Origin of the sequence: Paenibacillus terrae, assembly GCF_005217525.1 — a bacterium.
In the GTDB taxonomy this organism is placed as follows: Bacteria; Bacillota; Bacilli; order Paenibacillales; family Paenibacillaceae; genus Paenibacillus; species Paenibacillus terrae_C.
Map to the genome: position 1 here is coordinate 372,226 of NZ_PNXQ01000014.1, position 17,421 is coordinate 389,646.

A 17,421-nucleotide genomic window follows, 5' to 3' on the forward strand; every position below is an offset into this window, starting at 1 on the left:
TTTGCATTCCGATATGCCGAATAAACGATAGGGGATGTGAAGATCGTGAGTATTTTGGTCGATAAGCATACAAAGGTGATTACACAGGGGATTACGGGAAAAACGGCGTTATTCCACGCCAAGGGTGCGCTTGATTATGGCACACAGATGGTAGGAGGCACCTCACCAGGCAAGGGCGGCACCGAGGTGGAAATTACGTTGGAGAACGGACAGCAGGTCAAGCTACCTGTGTTTAATACAGTCAGCGAAGCGAAGGCTGCTACAGGCGCGACAGCGAGTGTTATTTATGTACCGCCTGCTTTTGCTGCGGATTCCATTTTGGAGGCTGTGGATGCAGAGTTAGACCTCGTTATTTGTATAACCGAGGGCATTCCGGTGCTTGATATGATCAAGGTCAAACGATTTATGGAAGGTAAAAAGACCGTTCTGATCGGCCCTAACTGTCCAGGCGTAATTACACCTGGAGAGTGCAAAATTGGCATCATGCCGGGCTACATTCATCTGCCGGGCCATGTAGGCGTTGTGTCACGTAGTGGCACGCTGACCTATGAAGCGGTGCATCAGCTGACCACTCGTGGCATTGGACAATCCTCTGCGGTAGGTATCGGCGGGGACCCGGTTAAAGGATCGGAATTTATTGATATTTTGCAACGCTTCAATGAAGATCCTAACACGCATGCTGTCATTCTGATCGGAGAAATCGGCGGTACAGCCGAGGAGGAAGCTGCCGAGTGGATTCGCGACAATATGAAGAAACCGGTGGTCGGTTTTATCGGCGGTGTGACTGCGCCTCCAGGCAAACGAATGGGGCATGCGGGCGCCATCATTTCCGGTGGAAAAGGAACTGCCAAGGAGAAAATCGCTACGCTTGAAGCCTGTGGTATCAAGGTGGCACCGACTCCTTCCGAGATGGGCTCCACGCTGGTCAGTGTGCTGGAAGCACGTGGTATTTTGAATTTATGTACGACACATTAAATCGTGTTTCTTCATTAATATACAAGCAGTAAAATAGCATCGAAATTTGCCGCTTGCTAGTGTATAATGAAAGAAAGGTAAGCAACCTTTTTGTCTTCTTAAACAGGGGATGAAAAGGTTGCTTTTTTTTGCGTTGAGACAGGCTTATCTGGGAAACGCTTGCAAAATGCTACGTTGTGCCACAAAATAAGGGAGGGTTCACTCTTCCCGTGAATGGGGGAACCGCAGTTTGGAAGAAAGATGGCTTTTGCTGGGTTTGCATGAATTAGAGGGTATCGGTAGAAAAACAATTCAGCGTATTTGGTTGAGTGGCTATCGACTGCATGAACTGCTGCATTTTAGCGAGCAGGATTGGGTTGAAGTAGGATTAAATCCCGCTCAGGCCCGTATGGCAGCACAGCGTTACGATGAAGATTGGGTACATGAAATATGTCACCGTGTTCGATCCAGCGATATCGGAGTAATTACTTATGTGGATGAGGATTACCCCCTATTAATGAAGGAAACGGCTGACCCGCCTTGGGTATTGTATACGAAAGGGGACATTTCTCTTTTGCATACATGCTCTGTAGCTATGGTGGGGACCCGCATTCCTACGGCATATGGACGCAGAGCGGCCGAGATGCTGACAGAAGGATTGTGTGATGCGGGCATTACAGTGGTCAGTGGATTGGCGAGAGGGATCGACAGTATTTGCCACGAAGCCGCCCTGCGCCGGGGAGGAAATACGATAGGGGTTCTTGGAACGGCGATTGATCAAATTTACCCGCCCCAAAATGCATCTTTATTTGCAGAAATGGCGAGCAAAGGCTTGATTGTATCGGAATATCCACCAGGTACCAGATCGCATCCGGGAATGTTTCCGCAGCGTAACCGGATCATTGCTGGTCTGACACAGGGAACCGTTGTGGTGGAAGCAGATGTAAGAAGCGGTTCCCTAATTACAGCCGATGCTGCGTTGGAGGCGGATCGAGATGTGTTCGCCGTTCCGGGGCCGATTACATCACCGAAGAGTAGAGGTACGTTAAGCCTGATTAAGCAAGGGGCTAAAACGGTCACCGAAGCTTCGGATATTGTAGAGGAGTACGTAGCCGATTTGCGTATAAGGGATGTTTCTTCATACAATAGAGAGCAGGGTCTGGATGTGAATGGGGTCTCCAAAGCACCAGCGAGTGAGACACCGGAGGAAAAGCGTGTCGTGCTTTTGCTGGAGCAAGGAACCATGACACTGGATGAACTGCTTGAAGCAACTGCATGGGATTTTGGACTTTTACACTCAGTTCTGTTATCGTTAATCATAAAAAAAAGGATCGCCCAGCTTACGGGTACAAAATACAAACTTATTTAATTAGTTAATTTTGCAAATCCTTAATGTAGTAATTGTACAAATTCAGTATTAAACAACCGGGGATGGGAGTTTTGATATTTATCCGCACAGCGGATTCCTGCTCCCTCCCTTCTTCCTGAAATGTGTTGACTTTATAGCTCGGAGCGTCTTCGCGCTATAACTCACCACATTTCAGGAAGTCTATCCTAGTTGTACGTAATTGAGAGGAGGAAGAGCCTATGGCGGATTCACTCGTCATCGTGGAATCGCCTTCCAAGGCGAAGACGATCGGCAAATACTTGGGCAGCAAATATATCGTCAAGGCTTCCATGGGTCATATCAGGGATTTGCCAAAGAGTCAGATCGGCGTAGAGGTCGAAAATGATTTTAATCCCAAATACATTACCATTCGAGGTAAAGGCTCGATTTTGAAAGAATTAAAGGATGCCAGAAAAAAAGTGAAAAAAGTATATCTGGCGGCTGACCCGGATCGCGAAGGCGAAGCTATCGCTTGGCATTTGGCGCATGCGCTGGATCTGGACGATACAGCAGACTGCCGCGTTGTATTTAATGAGATCACAAAGCAGGCCGTCAAGGATGCATTTAAAACACCGCGCAAAATCAATATGGATTTAGTCAATGCCCAGCAAGCACGGCGGATTCTTGATCGGCTTGTCGGCTACAAAATCAGTCCATTACTTTGGAAAAAGGTAAAGAAGGGCTTGTCCGCAGGGCGCGTGCAGTCGGTTGCCGTGAAAATTATCCTGGACCGTGAAAACGAGATTAATGAGTTTGTACCGGAAGAGTATTGGACAATCACAGCTAAACTGGCGATTAAGGACAGTACCTTTGAGGCGAAATTCCATCAGCTTCGTGGCGAAAAGAAAGAGCTCTCCAGCGAAGCGGATGTACAAGAAGTGCTGGAGGCTATCGGCAAGTCGTCTTATAAGGTTCGTGATGTGAAAGAGAAAGAGCGTTTGCGCAATCCTTCTCCACCATTCACGACTAGCTCCTTGCAGCAAGAGGCGGCTCGGAAACTTAACTTCCGTGCATCCAAAACGATGTCCGTGGCCCAGCAGTTGTATGAGGGTGTGGACTTGGGCAAAGAAGGAACCGTGGGTCTGATTACGTATATGCGTACGGATTCCACACGAATAGCCGTTTCGGCCCAAGAGGAAGCGAAGGAATTCATTATTCAGAAATATGGCGAAGCTTTTGTACCTGAAAGTCCTCGTCAATATTCCAAAAAAGCGGCCAACGCCCAGGATGCGCATGAAGCGATTCGTCCAACCTCCGCGTTGCGTGACCCGGAAACGGTTAAGCCGTTTATGAGCCGGGATCAGTTCCGTTTGTACAAACTGGTATGGGAGCGTTTTATGGCCAGCCAGATGGCTTCCGCTATTATGGATACCTTGTCTGTTGATATTGAAGCGGGTGAGACTATATTCCGGGCAGCCGGCTCGAAGGTTCGTTTTCCAGGCTTCATGAAAGTGTATGTGGAGGGGAATGACGATGGCAAAACCGAAGAAGATAAGCTGCTGCCGCCGCTTAAACCGGGCGACAAGCTGAAAAAGGAATCGGTTGAGCCGAAGCAGCATTTCACGCAACCGCCTCCCCGTTATACAGAGGCACGACTGGTGAAAACGCTGGAAGAACTGGGTATCGGACGTCCGAGTACGTATGCACCGACACTGGAAACTATTCAGAAGCGTGGCTATGTCGCCATTGAAGAGAAGAAGTTCTTCCCTACAGAGCTGGGAGAACTGGTCATCGAGCAGATGGAGGAATTCTTTCCTGAAATTCTGAACGTGGAATTCACGGCCAATATGGAAGGTGATCTTGACCACGTAGAAGAAGGCGAAGGAGACTGGGTCAAGGTCTTGAGTGACTTTTACGAGTCGTTTGAGAAGCGTCTGGAAGTGGCAGAGGAAGAAATGAAGGAAATTGAGATAAAGGATGAAGAATCCGATGTCATTTGTGACAAATGTGGCAGCCCGATGGTGTATAAGCTTGGCCGCTTTGGTAAATTTCTGGCCTGCTCGGCATTCCCGGATTGCCGTAATACGAAGCCGATTGTCAAGGATATCGGAATCAATTGCCCTACATGTGGTGAGGGCCATGTTGTGGAACGGCGGAGTAAAAAAGGACGCATCTTTTATGGATGTGACCGTTATCCGGAATGCGATTTTGTATCCTGGGATAAACCCTCCATTAAGCCTTGCCCAAGCTGTAGTGGCCTAATGGTCGAAAAACGTACCAAACAGGGAACGAAGCTCAACTGTACTGTCTGCGATCACAGTGAAATGCTGGAAGAGAGCGACGAGGGTGTAGAGACTTCATAAGAACAACAATAGCAGGGGGATTTAAACGTGAGTGAACTACAAAAGGTAACGGTCATCGGAGCAGGTTTGGCGGGCAGCGAAGCTGCCTGGCAGATTGCAAGCCGTGGTGTGCCTGTTAAGTTATATGAAATGAGACCGGTTGTTAAAACACCAGCACATCATACAGATAAATTTGCCGAGCTGGTGTGTAGCAATTCTTTACGGGCTAACGGCTTAACTAACGCGGTAGGTGTGCTGAAGGAAGAAATGAGAATATTGAACTCCTTGATTTTGAATGCCGCAGATCGTCATGCTGTTCCGGCTGGTGGTGCGCTGGCGGTGGATCGAGATGGATTTTCCGGCCATATTACGGATACTCTTCATCAACATCCGCTTATTGAGGTTGTCAATGAGGAGCTTCAGGAAATTCCACAGGACGGGATCGTGGTCATTGCTACCGGGCCTTTAACTTCTCCGGCTTTGTCGGAACAGATTAAATCGTTGATGGGAGAAGAGTATTTTTACTTTTACGATGCGGCGGCCCCGATTGTGGAGAAGGACTCTATCGACATGAGTAAGGTTTATCTGGCTTCCCGCTATGATAAGGGAGAAGCAGCCTACTTGAACTGTCCGATGAATGAAGCGGAATTTGACGCTTTTTATGAGGCGCTGATTACGGCTGAGGTGGCACAAGTTAAGGAATTCGAAAAAGAAATATATTTCGAAGGCTGTATGCCCATTGAAGTGATGATGCAACGCGGTAAGCAGACGGCATTGTTTGGGCCGATGAAACCAGTCGGTCTGGTGAACCCGCATACAGGAGAGCTGCCATATGCTGTTGTGCAGCTTCGTCAGGATAATGCGGCGGGTACACTGTACAATCTGGTTGGCTTCCAGACTCATTTGAAATGGGGAGAGCAAAAGCGCGTATTTTCCATGATACCGGGCTTGGAGAATGCAGAGTTTGTGCGTTATGGCGTAATGCATCGCAACACCTTTATTAATTCCCCACAGCAGCTTCATCCGACCTACCAGTTCAAAGGCAGAAGTAATCTGTTCTTTGCCGGACAAATGACTGGAGTAGAAGGGTACGTAGAATCTGCGGCCTCGGGTTTGCTGGCGGGGATGAATGCAGCCCGTGCGGCGCGTGGACAAGAAATGTTTGTATTCCCTGCGGAAACGACACTGGGCAGTATGGCCCGTTACATCACAACCGCTGATTTCAAGCATTTTCAGCCGATGAATGCAAATTTCGGTCTGCTGCCAAAGCTGGAGACACGCATCCGCAACAAGAAGGAAAAGAACGAAGCGCTTGCTAACCGTGCGCTGGAAAGCTTGCGGGGTTATATCAACGAAGCGGCAGTTATGTCAGAGGAAGTACAGACATAAGGATGAAGGAAAAGGAGGAGCGCGTTATGGATATGTCCTTTCATGCTACCACCATCTGTGCTGTACGCCACAATGGCAAAGGAGCTATTGCCGGTGATGGTCAGGTAACGTTCGGTAACAGTGTCGTCATGAAGCAGACGGCGAAAAAAGTACGCAGATTATACCGTGGTCAGGTAGTCGCAGGTTTTGCTGGTTCAGTGGCGGATGCCATCACATTGTTTGAAAAGTTTGAAAACAAGCTGGAGGAACATCATGGCAATCTTCAGCGGGCTGCGGTGGAACTGGCTAAGGACTGGCGGCAGGACCGTATCCTGCGTAAGCTGGAGGCTTTGATGATTGTTATGGATCAATCCGGAATGCTGCTCATTTCCGGGGGCGGTGAAATTATCGAGCCGGACGATGATGTGCTTGCGATCGGCTCAGGCGGCAATTTTGCATTGGCGGCGGCGCGCGCATTCAAGCGTCATGGCTCCGGTATGGAGGCAAAGGATATGGCCAGGGAAGCGCTGGAGGTTGCCTCGGAAATATGCGTTTATACGAACAATCAGATTATCGTGGAAGAACTGTAAATCGGCTCTGAGTATTCAAGGGTGGAGGAGTGCAAAATGAATAATCAATCGTTGACGCCCAGACAAGTTGTATCCGAGCTGGATAAATATATTGTCGGACAGAAGCAGGCTAAAAAATCCGTTGCCGTTGCCTTACGCAACCGCTATCGGCGCAGCAAGCTGCCGGATGATATCCGGGATGAAATTGTGCCCAAAAATATTCTGATGATCGGTCCAACGGGCGTGGGTAAAACCGAAATTGCACGCAGACTGGCCCGGCTCGTGGGAGCTCCTTTTGTTAAGGTAGAGGCGACTAAGTTCACAGAAGTGGGTTATGTTGGCCGGGATGTAGAATCCATGGTGCGTGACTTGATGGAAATTTCGATTCGCATCGTTAAAGCGGAGCGGACGGAGAATGTGAAGGACAAAGCCGAGGACATGGCGAATGAACGGATTGTCAGTATTCTTGTACCTGCGGAGAAATCAAATAAATCCCAACGCAACCCTTTTGAAATGCTGTTTGGCAATAACACCGGGAATTCGGTAGAGGAAGAACCCCCGCAACAGGACACATCCTTGGCAGAGAAACGGCGTAAGGCTAAATTCGATCTATTGTCCGGCAAGCTTGAGGATGAAGTTATTGAGATTGATGTGGAGGATACCGCACCCAATATGCTGGATATGTTTGCTGGGCAGGGAAATGAGCAAATGGGTATGAATATGCAGGAAATGTTCGGAAGCTTTCTGCCAAAGCGGACCAAAAAGCGCAAGTTGCCGGTGAAGGAAGCCCGCAAGGTGCTCATTCAGGATGAGGCTGCCAAGCTGATCGACATGGATGATGTCATTCAGGAGTCGGTGAAACGTGCTGAACAATCCGGTATCATTTTTATTGATGAAATCGACAAGATTGCCAGTCAGGGCAAGGGCAGTGGTCCTGATGTATCTAGAGAAGGTGTCCAGCGCGATATTTTGCCTATTGTCGAGGGTTCTACCATTATGACTAAATACGGCCCGGTAAGGACAGATTATATTCTTTTTATCGCCGCTGGAGCTTTTCATGTTGCCAAGCCTTCTGATCTGATCCCTGAGCTGCAGGGACGTTTTCCAATCCGTGTTGAACTGAGCAGCCTCACATTGGATGAATTTGTGTCTATACTGACAGAGCCTAAGAATGCACTGACCAAGCAATACACGGATTTGCTTCGTACCGAAGAGATTGAAGTGGAATTTTCGGCGGAAGCCATTCGCGAAATTGCCAGCATTGCCGAGTCAGTAAACCGGAACACGGAAAACATCGGTGCGCGCCGCTTGCATACCATTTTGGAAAAGTTGTTGGAGGATTTGTCCTTCGAGGCTCCAGAGCTTACTTTGGACCGCATGCTCATTACCCCGGAATATGTTCGGGAGAAGCTGGGTGATATTGCCCAAAACAGGGACCTTAGTCAGTATATTTTATGAGTAGAAGCTTTTAAAATAGGATGCGTTGGCTAGAATAACACTATCTTGCACCGTCATATAGACCTAGATGAACGTTCCTTAGATGATTTTACTGTCTATTCCAAAAGTAGGACGTATAATCTTTTACAGGTGCAAAGTGCTAAAAAAACATTCATTTCATTGAAAAAAACCTGAAAAATTTAACATTTTATGCATCGAAAGCCCTCTTTTTTAAAAAAGATAGGGCTTTTTTCTTATTGTAATTAGGTCCCAACTCTACGAAACTTAGAATATATGACAGGAAGCAATTATTTTCTACTTAAGACCTAAGAGAAATGTATAATTATGAAATTTTATTGTCGAAAAAAAGTGAAAAATCTTGTTTTATTGAATCTTACTTTGGAGTAGACGCTGGAAGGAGGAGCTAAATGAATCTGCTGGGTGATATGAGCTTTCAAAAACTTCAGGCAGGTGTTCAGGCAGCAAATACGAGACAACGCGTGATGGCCAACAACATTTCCAATGAGGATACCCCGTATTTTAAGCGTTCAGAGGTTTCATTTGAAGAATTACTTCAGCAGCAAATGGGTGGCGACGTGACACCATTACGTGGAAAAGTAACCAATGTGAAACATTTTCAGATAGGACCTGTGAACTCCATTCCAGATGCTGTGGTTACCAAAGATGGGTATTCTGTCATGAACAACAATATGAATAACGTGGATATTGACAGAGAAATGAGCCTTATGGCTGAGAATCAACTGAGATATAATACCTATATCCAAGAAATTAGTGAACGCATCAAAATGATGAGAACAGCGGTAGAAGGGAGATAGGACCAGGTGAAGATTAACAACGGCTTTGATATCAGCGCATCTGCTCTTACGGCCCAAAGGTTGCGGATGGATGTCATATCAAGCAACATTGCCAACGCAGAGACAACCCGGGCAAAAGTGGAGAATGGACAGGCGGTTCCATATCGGAGAAAAACGGTTGTTTTGGAGCCTAACCAATCTCGGTTTGCCGATGTTTTGCAGGCTCAAATGGATGGAAATAGCACAGGAGCCGCTGGCGTCAAGGTTTCACAAATACAGGAAGATCAGTCACCTTTGAAGCCTGTGTACAATCCGGGTCACCCGGATGCTGATAAAGATGGCTATGTGTATATGCCTAATGTAGACATTATGAAAGAAATGGTAGACATGATTTCCGCAACACGCTCTTACGAAGCCAATGTAACAGCTCTGAATGCATCCAAGGCAATGGTTTCCAAGGCACTTGAAATCGGTCGCTAAGTTCCAGGACTACTAACTACAGAATAGGGAGAGTAGAACATGATTCAGAACGCCATGTTTAATGTACAGACACCGGCAATACAGCAAACTCAATCGCCTAACAATGAGTTGACGAAATCGACGCCCTCCGAATCCTTGAAGGATTTTGGTTCGTTCCTAAAGGATGCGCTCAATGAAGTGGGGCAGCAGGAAGCCGCTACACACACGATGTCCGACCAGTTCATGGCGGGAAAAGTTGATGTTGATCAGGTCATGATCACTTCCCAACAAGCGCTGCTTTCTCTGCAGCTTACTACTCAGGTCCGAAACAAAGCGATTGAAGCCTATCAGGAGATCATGCGTACACAGATGTAAAGAGGGTCTAGCAAAGTTTCGGATGGGGTGACAGAGTGAACGAGAGAATCGCCCAATATCGGGATAAGATTTCCGGGTATTGGAATAATTTCAGTAAAAAACAGAAGATATTACTTGTTTCGACATTGGCATTTATCATCATTGCCATTGTAGTGCTAACGATGCAGTTTACCAAAACCGAGTATGAAGTGGCTTTCCGGGATTTAAACGCAAACGATGCTGCCGGGGTCATTAAATATCTCGATTCTGCGGGTATTCCGTATCAGCTCAATGCTGGCGGGACGCAAATCGCAGTCCCAACCGCAAACGCGGATAAGGCAAAGGTAGATGTTGGGTCTCAGGGCCTAATTCAGAAGGGTTCAATCGGCATGAGTGCCTTTGACCAGTCCTCCTCGGCCATTGGTATGACGGAGAACGAGTTTAATGTGAAGTACAATAACGCATTGAACGGCGAAGTGCAGCAACTGTTGGAACGGATGGATGGTGTCCAAAGCTCCAAAGTTGTCATTAATATGCCGAAGGAAAACATTTTTGCCGGGCTTGAAGAAAAGGACAAAGCTTCTGCTTCGGTTCAAATGGAATTTGAACCTGGCTTTACGCCAAATCAGCAAGCCATCGACGGATACTTTAATCTGGTAAAGACGGCAGTGCCGAATTTGCCTGTAGAAAACATTACCATCACCAATAAGGAGTATGAACTGATTCCAACGGCCAAGGGCGGTCAGGGAGGTCTCTCCAGTGGTGTTGAGGAAAACATGGCTCTGCAGAAGAAGTTTGAGAGCGATGTAAGGAATAATGTCCAACAATTTTTGTCGAAAATTGTTGGCGAAGACAAAGTGAATGTGCTGGTTATGTCCCAGCTAAATTTCGACAAAGTAACGTCGAAAGAGCAGTTGGTCACACCAGTTGATCAAGCGAAAATGAAGGGCATTGAAATCAGCGCCCAGCAAATTCAGGAAAGCTACACTGGTAGTAGTGGACAAACCGGAGGAGTCGCAGGCACAGGAACACAGGATGTACCTGGTTACCCTGGAGGAAGCAATTCGGGCAATACAAGCTCAGATAAGAGCTCAAGCACAATTAATTACGAAGTTAACCGAATTGCCAAGGACATTATCCAAAGTCCTTACACTGTAAAAGATTTAACCATTAATGTAGCAGTTGAACCACCAACGGGGCAGCAAACTTTGGATACAGCAACTCAGGCCGCAATCCAAAACATCTTGGTTAATATCGTAAGAGCTTCATTAGCGAATTCCGGGGTTACTATTACAGACGCTGATTTAGCCAAAAAAGTTTCAGTGTTCTCTCAATCCGTACCGACGCCAGCGAACACCAACACGTTTTTCTCAGCTTCCAATCCTTGGGTATGGGGCATCGGGGCTGCTGTACTGGCACTGTTGGCAGGCGTAATTTTCCTGATTGTTCGCGGTCGTCGTAAGCAGCAGGAAGAAGAATTAGATGAAGATCTGCAACTTATGCCAACACCGACGGAGTTCCCGTCCATTACCATGGAAAGTGTGACAAATGAAAGTCAAGTGCGTAAACAGCTTGAGAGTCTGGCGAAAAAGAAACCCGACGAATTCGTCAATCTGCTTCGTACATGGCTGGCTGACGAATAGAGGTGAGTTCATTGGCAAAAGCAAGCAGTCAAGGTTTAACGGGAAGACAAAAAGCGGCAATTCTGCTAATCACGATGGGACCGGAAGTATCTGCTCAAATATTCAAGCATTTGCGTGATGAAGAGATTGAGCAGCTTACATTGGAAATCGCCAATGTGCGGAAGGTCGATGCAATGGAAAAAGACTCGATTATGGCTGAGTTCCATCAAATTTGTTTGGCTCAGGAGTACATTTCCCAAGGCGGCATCAATTATGCCAAAGAAATATTGGAAAAGGCACTCGGGTCGCAAAAAGCAGTTGAGGTCATTAACCGTCTGACGGCGACGTTGCAGGTGAGACCGTTCGATTTTGCCCGCAAGGCTGATCCAAACCAGATTTTGAACTTTATACAGAACGAAAATCCACAGACGATTGCTCTCGTGCTCTCGTACTTGCAATTTGAGCAGGCGGCGGCAATTCTGTCGTCCCTGCCACAGGAAAAGCAGGCTGAGGTGGCCCGGCGTGTCGCTGTAATGGACAGCACTTCGCCGGAAGTCATTTCACAAGTGGAACGTGTGCTGGAGCAAAAGCTGTCAGCAACCGCGACGCAGGATTACACGAATGCGGGTGGTATTGAGTCCATTGTTCAGATTTTAAATGGAGTAGATCGCGGAACAGAACGCACGATCCTCGATTCGCTTGAAATTCAGGACCCAGAACTGGCCGAGGAAATCAAGAAAAGAATGTTCGTATTCGAGGATATCGTCAATGTGGACAACCGTTCCATTCAACGTATTATCCGCGATATCGACAATGCCGATTTGCAGTTGGCGCTTAAAGTGTCCAGCGAAGAGGTTCGCGATGTGATTTTCCGAAATATGTCGAAACGGATGGCAGAAACTTTCAAAGAGGAAATGGAGTATATGGGACCGGTACGGCTGCGTGATGTGGAAGAAGCACAGACTCGCATCGTATCGACGATCCGCAGATTGGAAGAGGCTGGTGAGATTATAATCGCACGCGGCGGAGGAGATGACATCATTGTCTAACTTGATCAAATCTTTCCAATATGTGCCTGTTGAAGCTTTGAAAACCATTGATGTGGCACATACGTATGCGCCGGAAACGTCGGACGAGGAAGTCACAACTGAACATATAGAGCCGGAACCACAGAAAGATTACGAGACTGAACGGCTCCGGGACGAAATGCTGAATGATGCCAAGGATTTTGCCGAACGGCAGGTTCGTGAAGCGGCTGAAGAAGCGGAACGGATGCTTCAGGAGGCACAGCAGCAGATTGAAGCCTGGTGGCAGGAACGCCGTGAGCAGGACGAGCAGTTAACAGAGTCCTTAAAGGCTGACGGGTTTCAGCAAGGCTATGAGGAAGGCCAAAAGTTGGCTGAGGCTGAGCTTCAGGTGAAATCGGAACAGATGATGGTAGAAGCACAGGATATTTTGCGTCAGGCCTATGAGACCAAGGAGCAATTGATTCAGGAGGCTGAGCCTTTTCTGGTCGAGCTGAGTAGTGCTATTGCTGAGAAAGTTATTGAAAAACAGCTTAGTATTGAGCCTGAATATACAATTGAGCTCATTCGTAAAAACTTGGCTCGTAAGCGGGAAAAAGGAACAATTACACTGTGTGTGTCGCCTCAGCATTTCGCATTTGTGCAAGGTGCACGCGAAGAATTGTCATTAACTGTCGATTCGCAGGCAGAACTGCAAATTATTCCTGATGGAACTGTGAAGGATCGCGGCTGTGTTATTCGTTCTTCCTTTGGAAGTGTGGATGCACGGATAGATACACAACTGGTTGAGATCAAAAAGGAACTGCTGCGTCTGGCACATGAGAACGAGGAGCGAAGACATGAAGGGGCTTAATGCGCAGCGCTACATGGATCATTTGCGACAAATAGACCCGGTTCGGGTAAACGGCAAAGTGACGCAGGTTATCGGTTTGATGGTGGAATCGGAAGGTCCGGACGCGAGTATCGGGGATGTTTGTTACATTTATCCGGGTAAAACGGCTAAGCCACTGCAAGCGGAAGTTGTAGGCTTTAGAGACAACAAGGTACTTTTGATGCCGCTCGGAGAACTGCAATCCATTGGTCCGGGCTGTGATGTCGTAGGAACTGGGAAGCCATTGAACGTGCAGGTGGGATCGGAGCTGTTAGGTAAAGTGCTGGACGGTTTGGGCCAACCATTGGATGGTTCGTTGATTCCCTCACGGATGGCGAGATACTCGACCTTCAACATTCCATCGAATCCGCTGAGTCGCCCGCGTGTGCAGGAGCCGATCAGTATCGGTGTACGAGCCATTGACGGATTGCTTACCATCGGTAAAGGGCAGCGGGTCGGTATTTTCGCAGGCTCCGGTGTAGGTAAGAGTACCCTAATGGGAATGATTGCTCGTAATACGGAAGCAGATGTGAACGTAATTGCTCTGATCGGGGAACGTGGACGTGAAGTGCTGGACTTTATTGAACGGGATTTGGGTCCGGAAGGGCTTGAACGCTCAGTAGTCATCGTGGCAACTTCCGACCAACCCGCGTTGATCCGTATTAAGGGTGCGCTCATTGCAACGACGATCGCTGAATATTTTCGTGATCGCGGATTGAACGTCATGCTGATGATGGACTCGGTTACCCGGTATGCGATGGCGCAACGTGAAGTAGGACTGGCAGTCGGGGAGCCACCAGCGATGAGGGGTTATACCCCTTCAGTATTCGCCAGTTTGCCCAAGTTGCTGGAGCGTGCGGGAACCGGGCCTACAGGTTCCATAACCGCTTTTTATACGGTGCTGGTCGATGGTGACGACATGAATGAACCCATTGCGGATGCGGTACGCGGGATCTTGGATGGGCATATCGTGCTCAACCGGGGGATAGCGAATAAAGGACATTTTCCCGCAATTGATGTGTTAGCCAGCATTAGCCGGGTCATGAAGGATATTGCACCACGTGACCAGATTGACGCTGCCGAGAATATTAAGCGCCTGATGGCGGTTTATAAAGATTCAGAGGACCTGATTAACATTGGGGCTTATCAGCAGGGTTCGAATGCAGAAATTGACGAATCTATGGACCGCATACGGGATATATGGGATTTTACAAGGCAAAGAACAGATGAAAAGGTTGAACTGGACGAGGTTCGTGAGCGTTTGATTTCTGAATTTACGAGGAGATGAAGGTTGAACGATGAGATTTCAGTATTCCTTTCAGAAAGTTGTAGACTTGAAAACCAACGAAAAGTCACAGGCCGAATGGTTGCTTTCCAGTGCTGTTGGACAATTGCAGGCTGAGGAGCAGACATTGATACAGCTACTAGGCGAAAGGAATCGGGTCATATCAGCCATTCAAAAGGCTGCCGAGGATTGTGCGCCGCTCTCTACCATTCAGGAATTACAGGCTTACGTCAATCATCTGGATCAATGTATCACACGCAAGCATAGGGACGTTCAATATGCGCAGCAAAATGTGCAAAGCAAACAAACCGTTTTAACCGATAAAATGCTGGATGAACAAGTTTGGCTGAAAGCGAGAGAGAAGGCCAACGTGAAATTCCAACAGGAAATGCTCCTGCGCGAGCAGAACGAGCTGGATGAAATGGCTTCCGTGAGATTTGCCATGAAAGCCCGGTAAGCGGAAGGTCACAGGATACGCATATCAGCTGCCTGAGGAGGAAGACGATGGCACGGAATTTAGCAGAAAATGAACTGGATATGGATTTGGAAAAAGAGTCAGGCGGGGGATTTGAACGGTTTATGTTTTTCCTGATTCCAATTGTTTTTACAATCGTTCTGGTCGGGGTCCTGCTTACGCTGTTCAACATGGATTTCAGAAGTGAAATGATTTCATTGGGAAACAAGATTCCGATTGTGAAGAATTGGCTTCCTGAACCGAAAGACAAGGTTGCCAAGAGCAAAGAGGCTGATCAGAAAGCCCAGTCCCAAAGCTCCGAAGCCACTATTCAGCAGCTTAAGGCAGATTTGGCCAAGCAGACAGAAGAACTTAAAAAGGCTAGTGATGCCAAAGCGACTCAGGATAAAAAAGTTACAGAACTGCAAAATCAGGTTAGTACGTTCCAAACGCAACAGGAACAACAGCCGCAGGCCAGTCAGCAGGGACAGACACAGACAGGTACGCAAGCGGCAGATGGAACAGCGAATGAAGACCCATATGTAAAACAGGCCAAAGACCTTGCTTCTATGTATGAAGGAATGACGGCAAGTAAGGCAGCACCGATTATGGAAAACTTGACCACCGAAGAAACGGTACAACTGCTAAGCTACATGGACCCAGCAAACAGTGCGAAGATCTTACAAAAGATGGATGCTAAAAAAGCAGCCGATATCACGATGGCTCTGAAAAACGTAACACCATCTACTGATTTGTCGTTGGCTGCGTTGCAGTCACGCTTAAAAAAGGACCAGAGCACTGCAGCGGGAAAAACGAGTAAAAATCTGCAAAATACTCAAATTAGCAGTACATTCGCTTCCATGGACAAGAAAAGCGGAGCCGAGCTTATTTTACAAACTTACAAAATTAGTCCAGACAAGGCATTAAACATACTAAACACAGTAGATGATTCGACACGAGCTTCTTTACTGCAAAATATGTCTGCGAAGGATGCTGCACAGACGGCGAAAATTTTGAACAAGCTGATGGGCAGCAAGTGATTTGAATGAAGGGAGGTGAAAAAATAAATGACGCTTATTTCTCAAAGTGTATCTCTCAGCAGTTCCAGTCAGACGGCCGGTAGCACAGCTAGTACAGCGACAACTTCAACAGCAGGGACAGCAGCAGCAGGAGCCACAGGCGGTGCTTTTAATCAGACGCTTACGCAAATGATGACTGGTGGGCAAACGGGTTCTACAAGCACAGATGCTGGGAAATCTCCATTAGTTATGGTGCTGCCGTTGATTACTGCCGGAGAATCGACAGAAGCTTTAGCAGAACCGCTTGTTGAGACATTGGCTCCATTACTGCAAAATCTTGAAAACTTAGATGATCAGGTAACAGCTGATCCAGCCTTGTTTGCAGTTCTGCAGTCGTGGGTTCAGCAAGTACAGCAGTTTTTAGGCGGTGGAGCGGAGCAGCAAACAGACGGGGCAGGAACGAATGAGACGACAGGCTTAACGGCTTTGGCAACTCATCCAGCTACCATTCGGTTTTCATTACAGGATGCTTTGTCACAGCTTGCAAATGTAGCGAATCAGGCTACGGGAGACCAAAAGTCCCAGATTACACAGCTGTTACAATCGCTTCAAAATACGACGGCTGGTACGGGAGCTTTTTCCGATGAGCAGTGGACCGGCGTACTGAAAGCTGTGGAGCTTGCTGATGGCGCAAATTCACAAGCAGCTCAGTCTTCCGCGAATCGGGCGAATGGCACTCAGACATTAACGACTGTTTCTACAGGCAAACAGGTAGTTGCTACTGAGCAGAAGACGAGTCAAGGTGGGACAAGTCAGCAAGGTACAGAAGGACAACGTTCATCAGCTAATATTCATGTTCAAGCCGCTGTTAAAGCCACTCCAACGGATGAAACCGGTGCAGTAGTAGACGTAACCGAGCAGACTGATCCGGCAGCGACCGACAGTCAAACTTCTGTGATTACGACCGCAGGCCAGCTTTCGGTGCAGACGCAAGGCACAACTCCTTCGGCTCCGGCGCAGCCTGTTGTACATGTACGACAATTTGCTAAGGAAATGACGGAATTTGTAGTGCAAAAGCTTGATATCGTGAAGCATTCTGGGTTAACGGAAGCGACTATCATGCTTCGTCCAGATCATTTGGGACAACTGGAAGTTAAACTGACGATGCAGAATGGGCACTTGGTCGCCCAGTTTATGACTGAGCACAGTGGAGCTAAGGATTTGCTCGAACAGCAAATGTCACAGCTGCGCGCAAGTCTTCAAAGCCAGGGTATTCAGGTAGATAAAGTGGAAGTGACGCAAAATGAATCACTCTCTTCCCACATGTATCAGGATGGCCGTGGATCAGGTGCAAATCAGCAGCAACAATCCGAGCAACGTTCCAAGTCGCGGAGTAGGGAAGAAGCCGAGGATGCTCTAAAGGTAGCTGAAATGGCGGAGGAACTCCGCAATTGGACAGCAGAACAACGCACAGATGATGTAAATCGGACAGGCTCCTTTACAGCACAAGCGTAGCATGG

Annotated in this window: 16 protein-coding genes; all 16 read left to right on the forward strand. The window is 47.6% G+C overall.

Features of this window, described 5'->3' with window-relative positions; genetic code table 11:
- Positions 1-45: 45 nt before the first annotated feature.
- The 16 genes from sucD (at position 46) to C1I60_RS16570 (ending at position 17,416) form a co-directional block, all read left to right on the forward strand.
- Entirely contained in the window at positions 46-975 is a 930-nt protein-coding gene (gene sucD / locus C1I60_RS16495) for a succinate--CoA ligase subunit alpha (RefSeq protein WP_137062711.1), read from the forward strand.
- A gap of 229 nt (positions 976-1,204) precedes the next feature.
- Positions 1,205-2,323: a DNA-processing protein DprA gene (gene dprA, locus C1I60_RS16500; protein WP_137062712.1), complete on the forward strand. Its 1,119-nt coding sequence runs from the start codon at positions 1,205-1,207 to the stop codon at positions 2,321-2,323.
- A 218-nt stretch (positions 2,324-2,541) separates the two neighbouring features.
- Positions 2,542-4,644, forward strand: a complete 2,103-nt coding sequence (gene topA / locus C1I60_RS16505; RefSeq protein WP_137062713.1) for a type I DNA topoisomerase — start codon at positions 2,542-2,544, stop codon at positions 4,642-4,644.
- 27 nt (positions 4,645-4,671) lie between these two features.
- Positions 4,672-6,012: an FADH(2)-oxidizing methylenetetrahydrofolate--tRNA-(uracil(54)-C(5))-methyltransferase TrmFO gene (trmFO, locus tag C1I60_RS16510; RefSeq protein WP_137062714.1), complete on the forward strand. Its 1,341-nt coding sequence runs from the start codon at positions 4,672-4,674 to the stop codon at positions 6,010-6,012.
- A 26-nt stretch (positions 6,013-6,038) separates the two neighbouring features.
- The gene (hslV, locus tag C1I60_RS16515; RefSeq protein WP_014281071.1) at positions 6,039-6,581 is read left to right on the forward strand and encodes an ATP-dependent protease subunit HslV; all 543 of its coding nucleotides are present in this window, start codon (positions 6,039-6,041) and stop codon (positions 6,579-6,581) included.
- Between the two features lie 36 nt (positions 6,582-6,617).
- Positions 6,618-8,018, forward strand: a complete 1,401-nt coding sequence (gene hslU / locus C1I60_RS16520) for an ATP-dependent protease ATPase subunit HslU (protein ID WP_137062715.1) — start codon at positions 6,618-6,620, stop codon at positions 8,016-8,018.
- Between the two features lie 407 nt (positions 8,019-8,425).
- On the forward strand, positions 8,426-8,833 hold the full coding sequence (gene flgB / locus C1I60_RS16525; RefSeq protein ID WP_137062716.1) for a flagellar basal body rod protein FlgB: 408 nt from the start codon (positions 8,426-8,428) through the stop codon (positions 8,831-8,833).
- 6 nt (positions 8,834-8,839) lie between these two features.
- Positions 8,840-9,292 carry a flagellar basal body rod protein FlgC gene (gene flgC, locus C1I60_RS16530; protein WP_137062717.1) on the forward strand — a complete coding sequence of 151 codons (453 nt, stop codon included), beginning with the start codon at positions 8,840-8,842 and terminating at the stop codon, positions 9,290-9,292.
- 39 nt (positions 9,293-9,331) lie between these two features.
- Positions 9,332-9,646 carry a flagellar hook-basal body complex protein FliE gene (gene fliE, locus C1I60_RS16535; RefSeq protein WP_137062718.1) on the forward strand — a complete coding sequence of 105 codons (315 nt, stop codon included), beginning with the start codon at positions 9,332-9,334 and terminating at the stop codon, positions 9,644-9,646.
- 35 nt (positions 9,647-9,681) lie between these two features.
- Entirely contained in the window at positions 9,682-11,268 is a 1,587-nt protein-coding gene (fliF, locus tag C1I60_RS16540; RefSeq protein ID WP_137062719.1) for a flagellar basal-body MS-ring/collar protein FliF, read from the forward strand.
- Positions 11,269-11,279: 11 nt separating this feature from the next.
- Positions 11,280-12,296, forward strand: coding sequence for a flagellar motor switch protein FliG (gene fliG / locus C1I60_RS16545; protein ID WP_137062720.1), 1,017 nt, complete (start codon positions 11,280-11,282; stop codon positions 12,294-12,296).
- Positions 12,289-13,125, forward strand: coding sequence for a FliH/SctL family protein (locus C1I60_RS16550; protein ID WP_137062721.1), 837 nt, complete (start codon positions 12,289-12,291; stop codon positions 13,123-13,125). Before fliG ends, C1I60_RS16550 begins: the two co-directional genes overlap by 8 nt.
- Entirely contained in the window at positions 13,112-14,431 is a 1,320-nt protein-coding gene (fliI, locus tag C1I60_RS16555) for a flagellar protein export ATPase FliI (protein WP_044644870.1), read from the forward strand. The genes C1I60_RS16550 and fliI overlap by 14 nt, the downstream gene beginning before the upstream one ends.
- 10 nt (positions 14,432-14,441) lie before the next feature.
- Positions 14,442-14,885 (forward strand): flagellar export protein FliJ, encoded by a 444-nt coding sequence (gene fliJ, locus C1I60_RS16560; RefSeq protein ID WP_044644869.1) that lies wholly within the window; start codon positions 14,442-14,444, stop codon positions 14,883-14,885.
- A gap of 47 nt (positions 14,886-14,932) precedes the next feature.
- On the forward strand, positions 14,933-15,922 hold the full coding sequence (locus tag C1I60_RS16565; RefSeq protein WP_137062722.1) for a MotE family protein: 990 nt from the start codon (positions 14,933-14,935) through the stop codon (positions 15,920-15,922).
- A gap of 27 nt (positions 15,923-15,949) precedes the next feature.
- The gene (locus tag C1I60_RS16570) at positions 15,950-17,416 is read left to right on the forward strand and encodes a flagellar hook-length control protein FliK (RefSeq protein ID WP_137062723.1); all 1,467 of its coding nucleotides are present in this window, start codon (positions 15,950-15,952) and stop codon (positions 17,414-17,416) included.
- Positions 17,417-17,421: the final 5 nt, after the last annotated feature.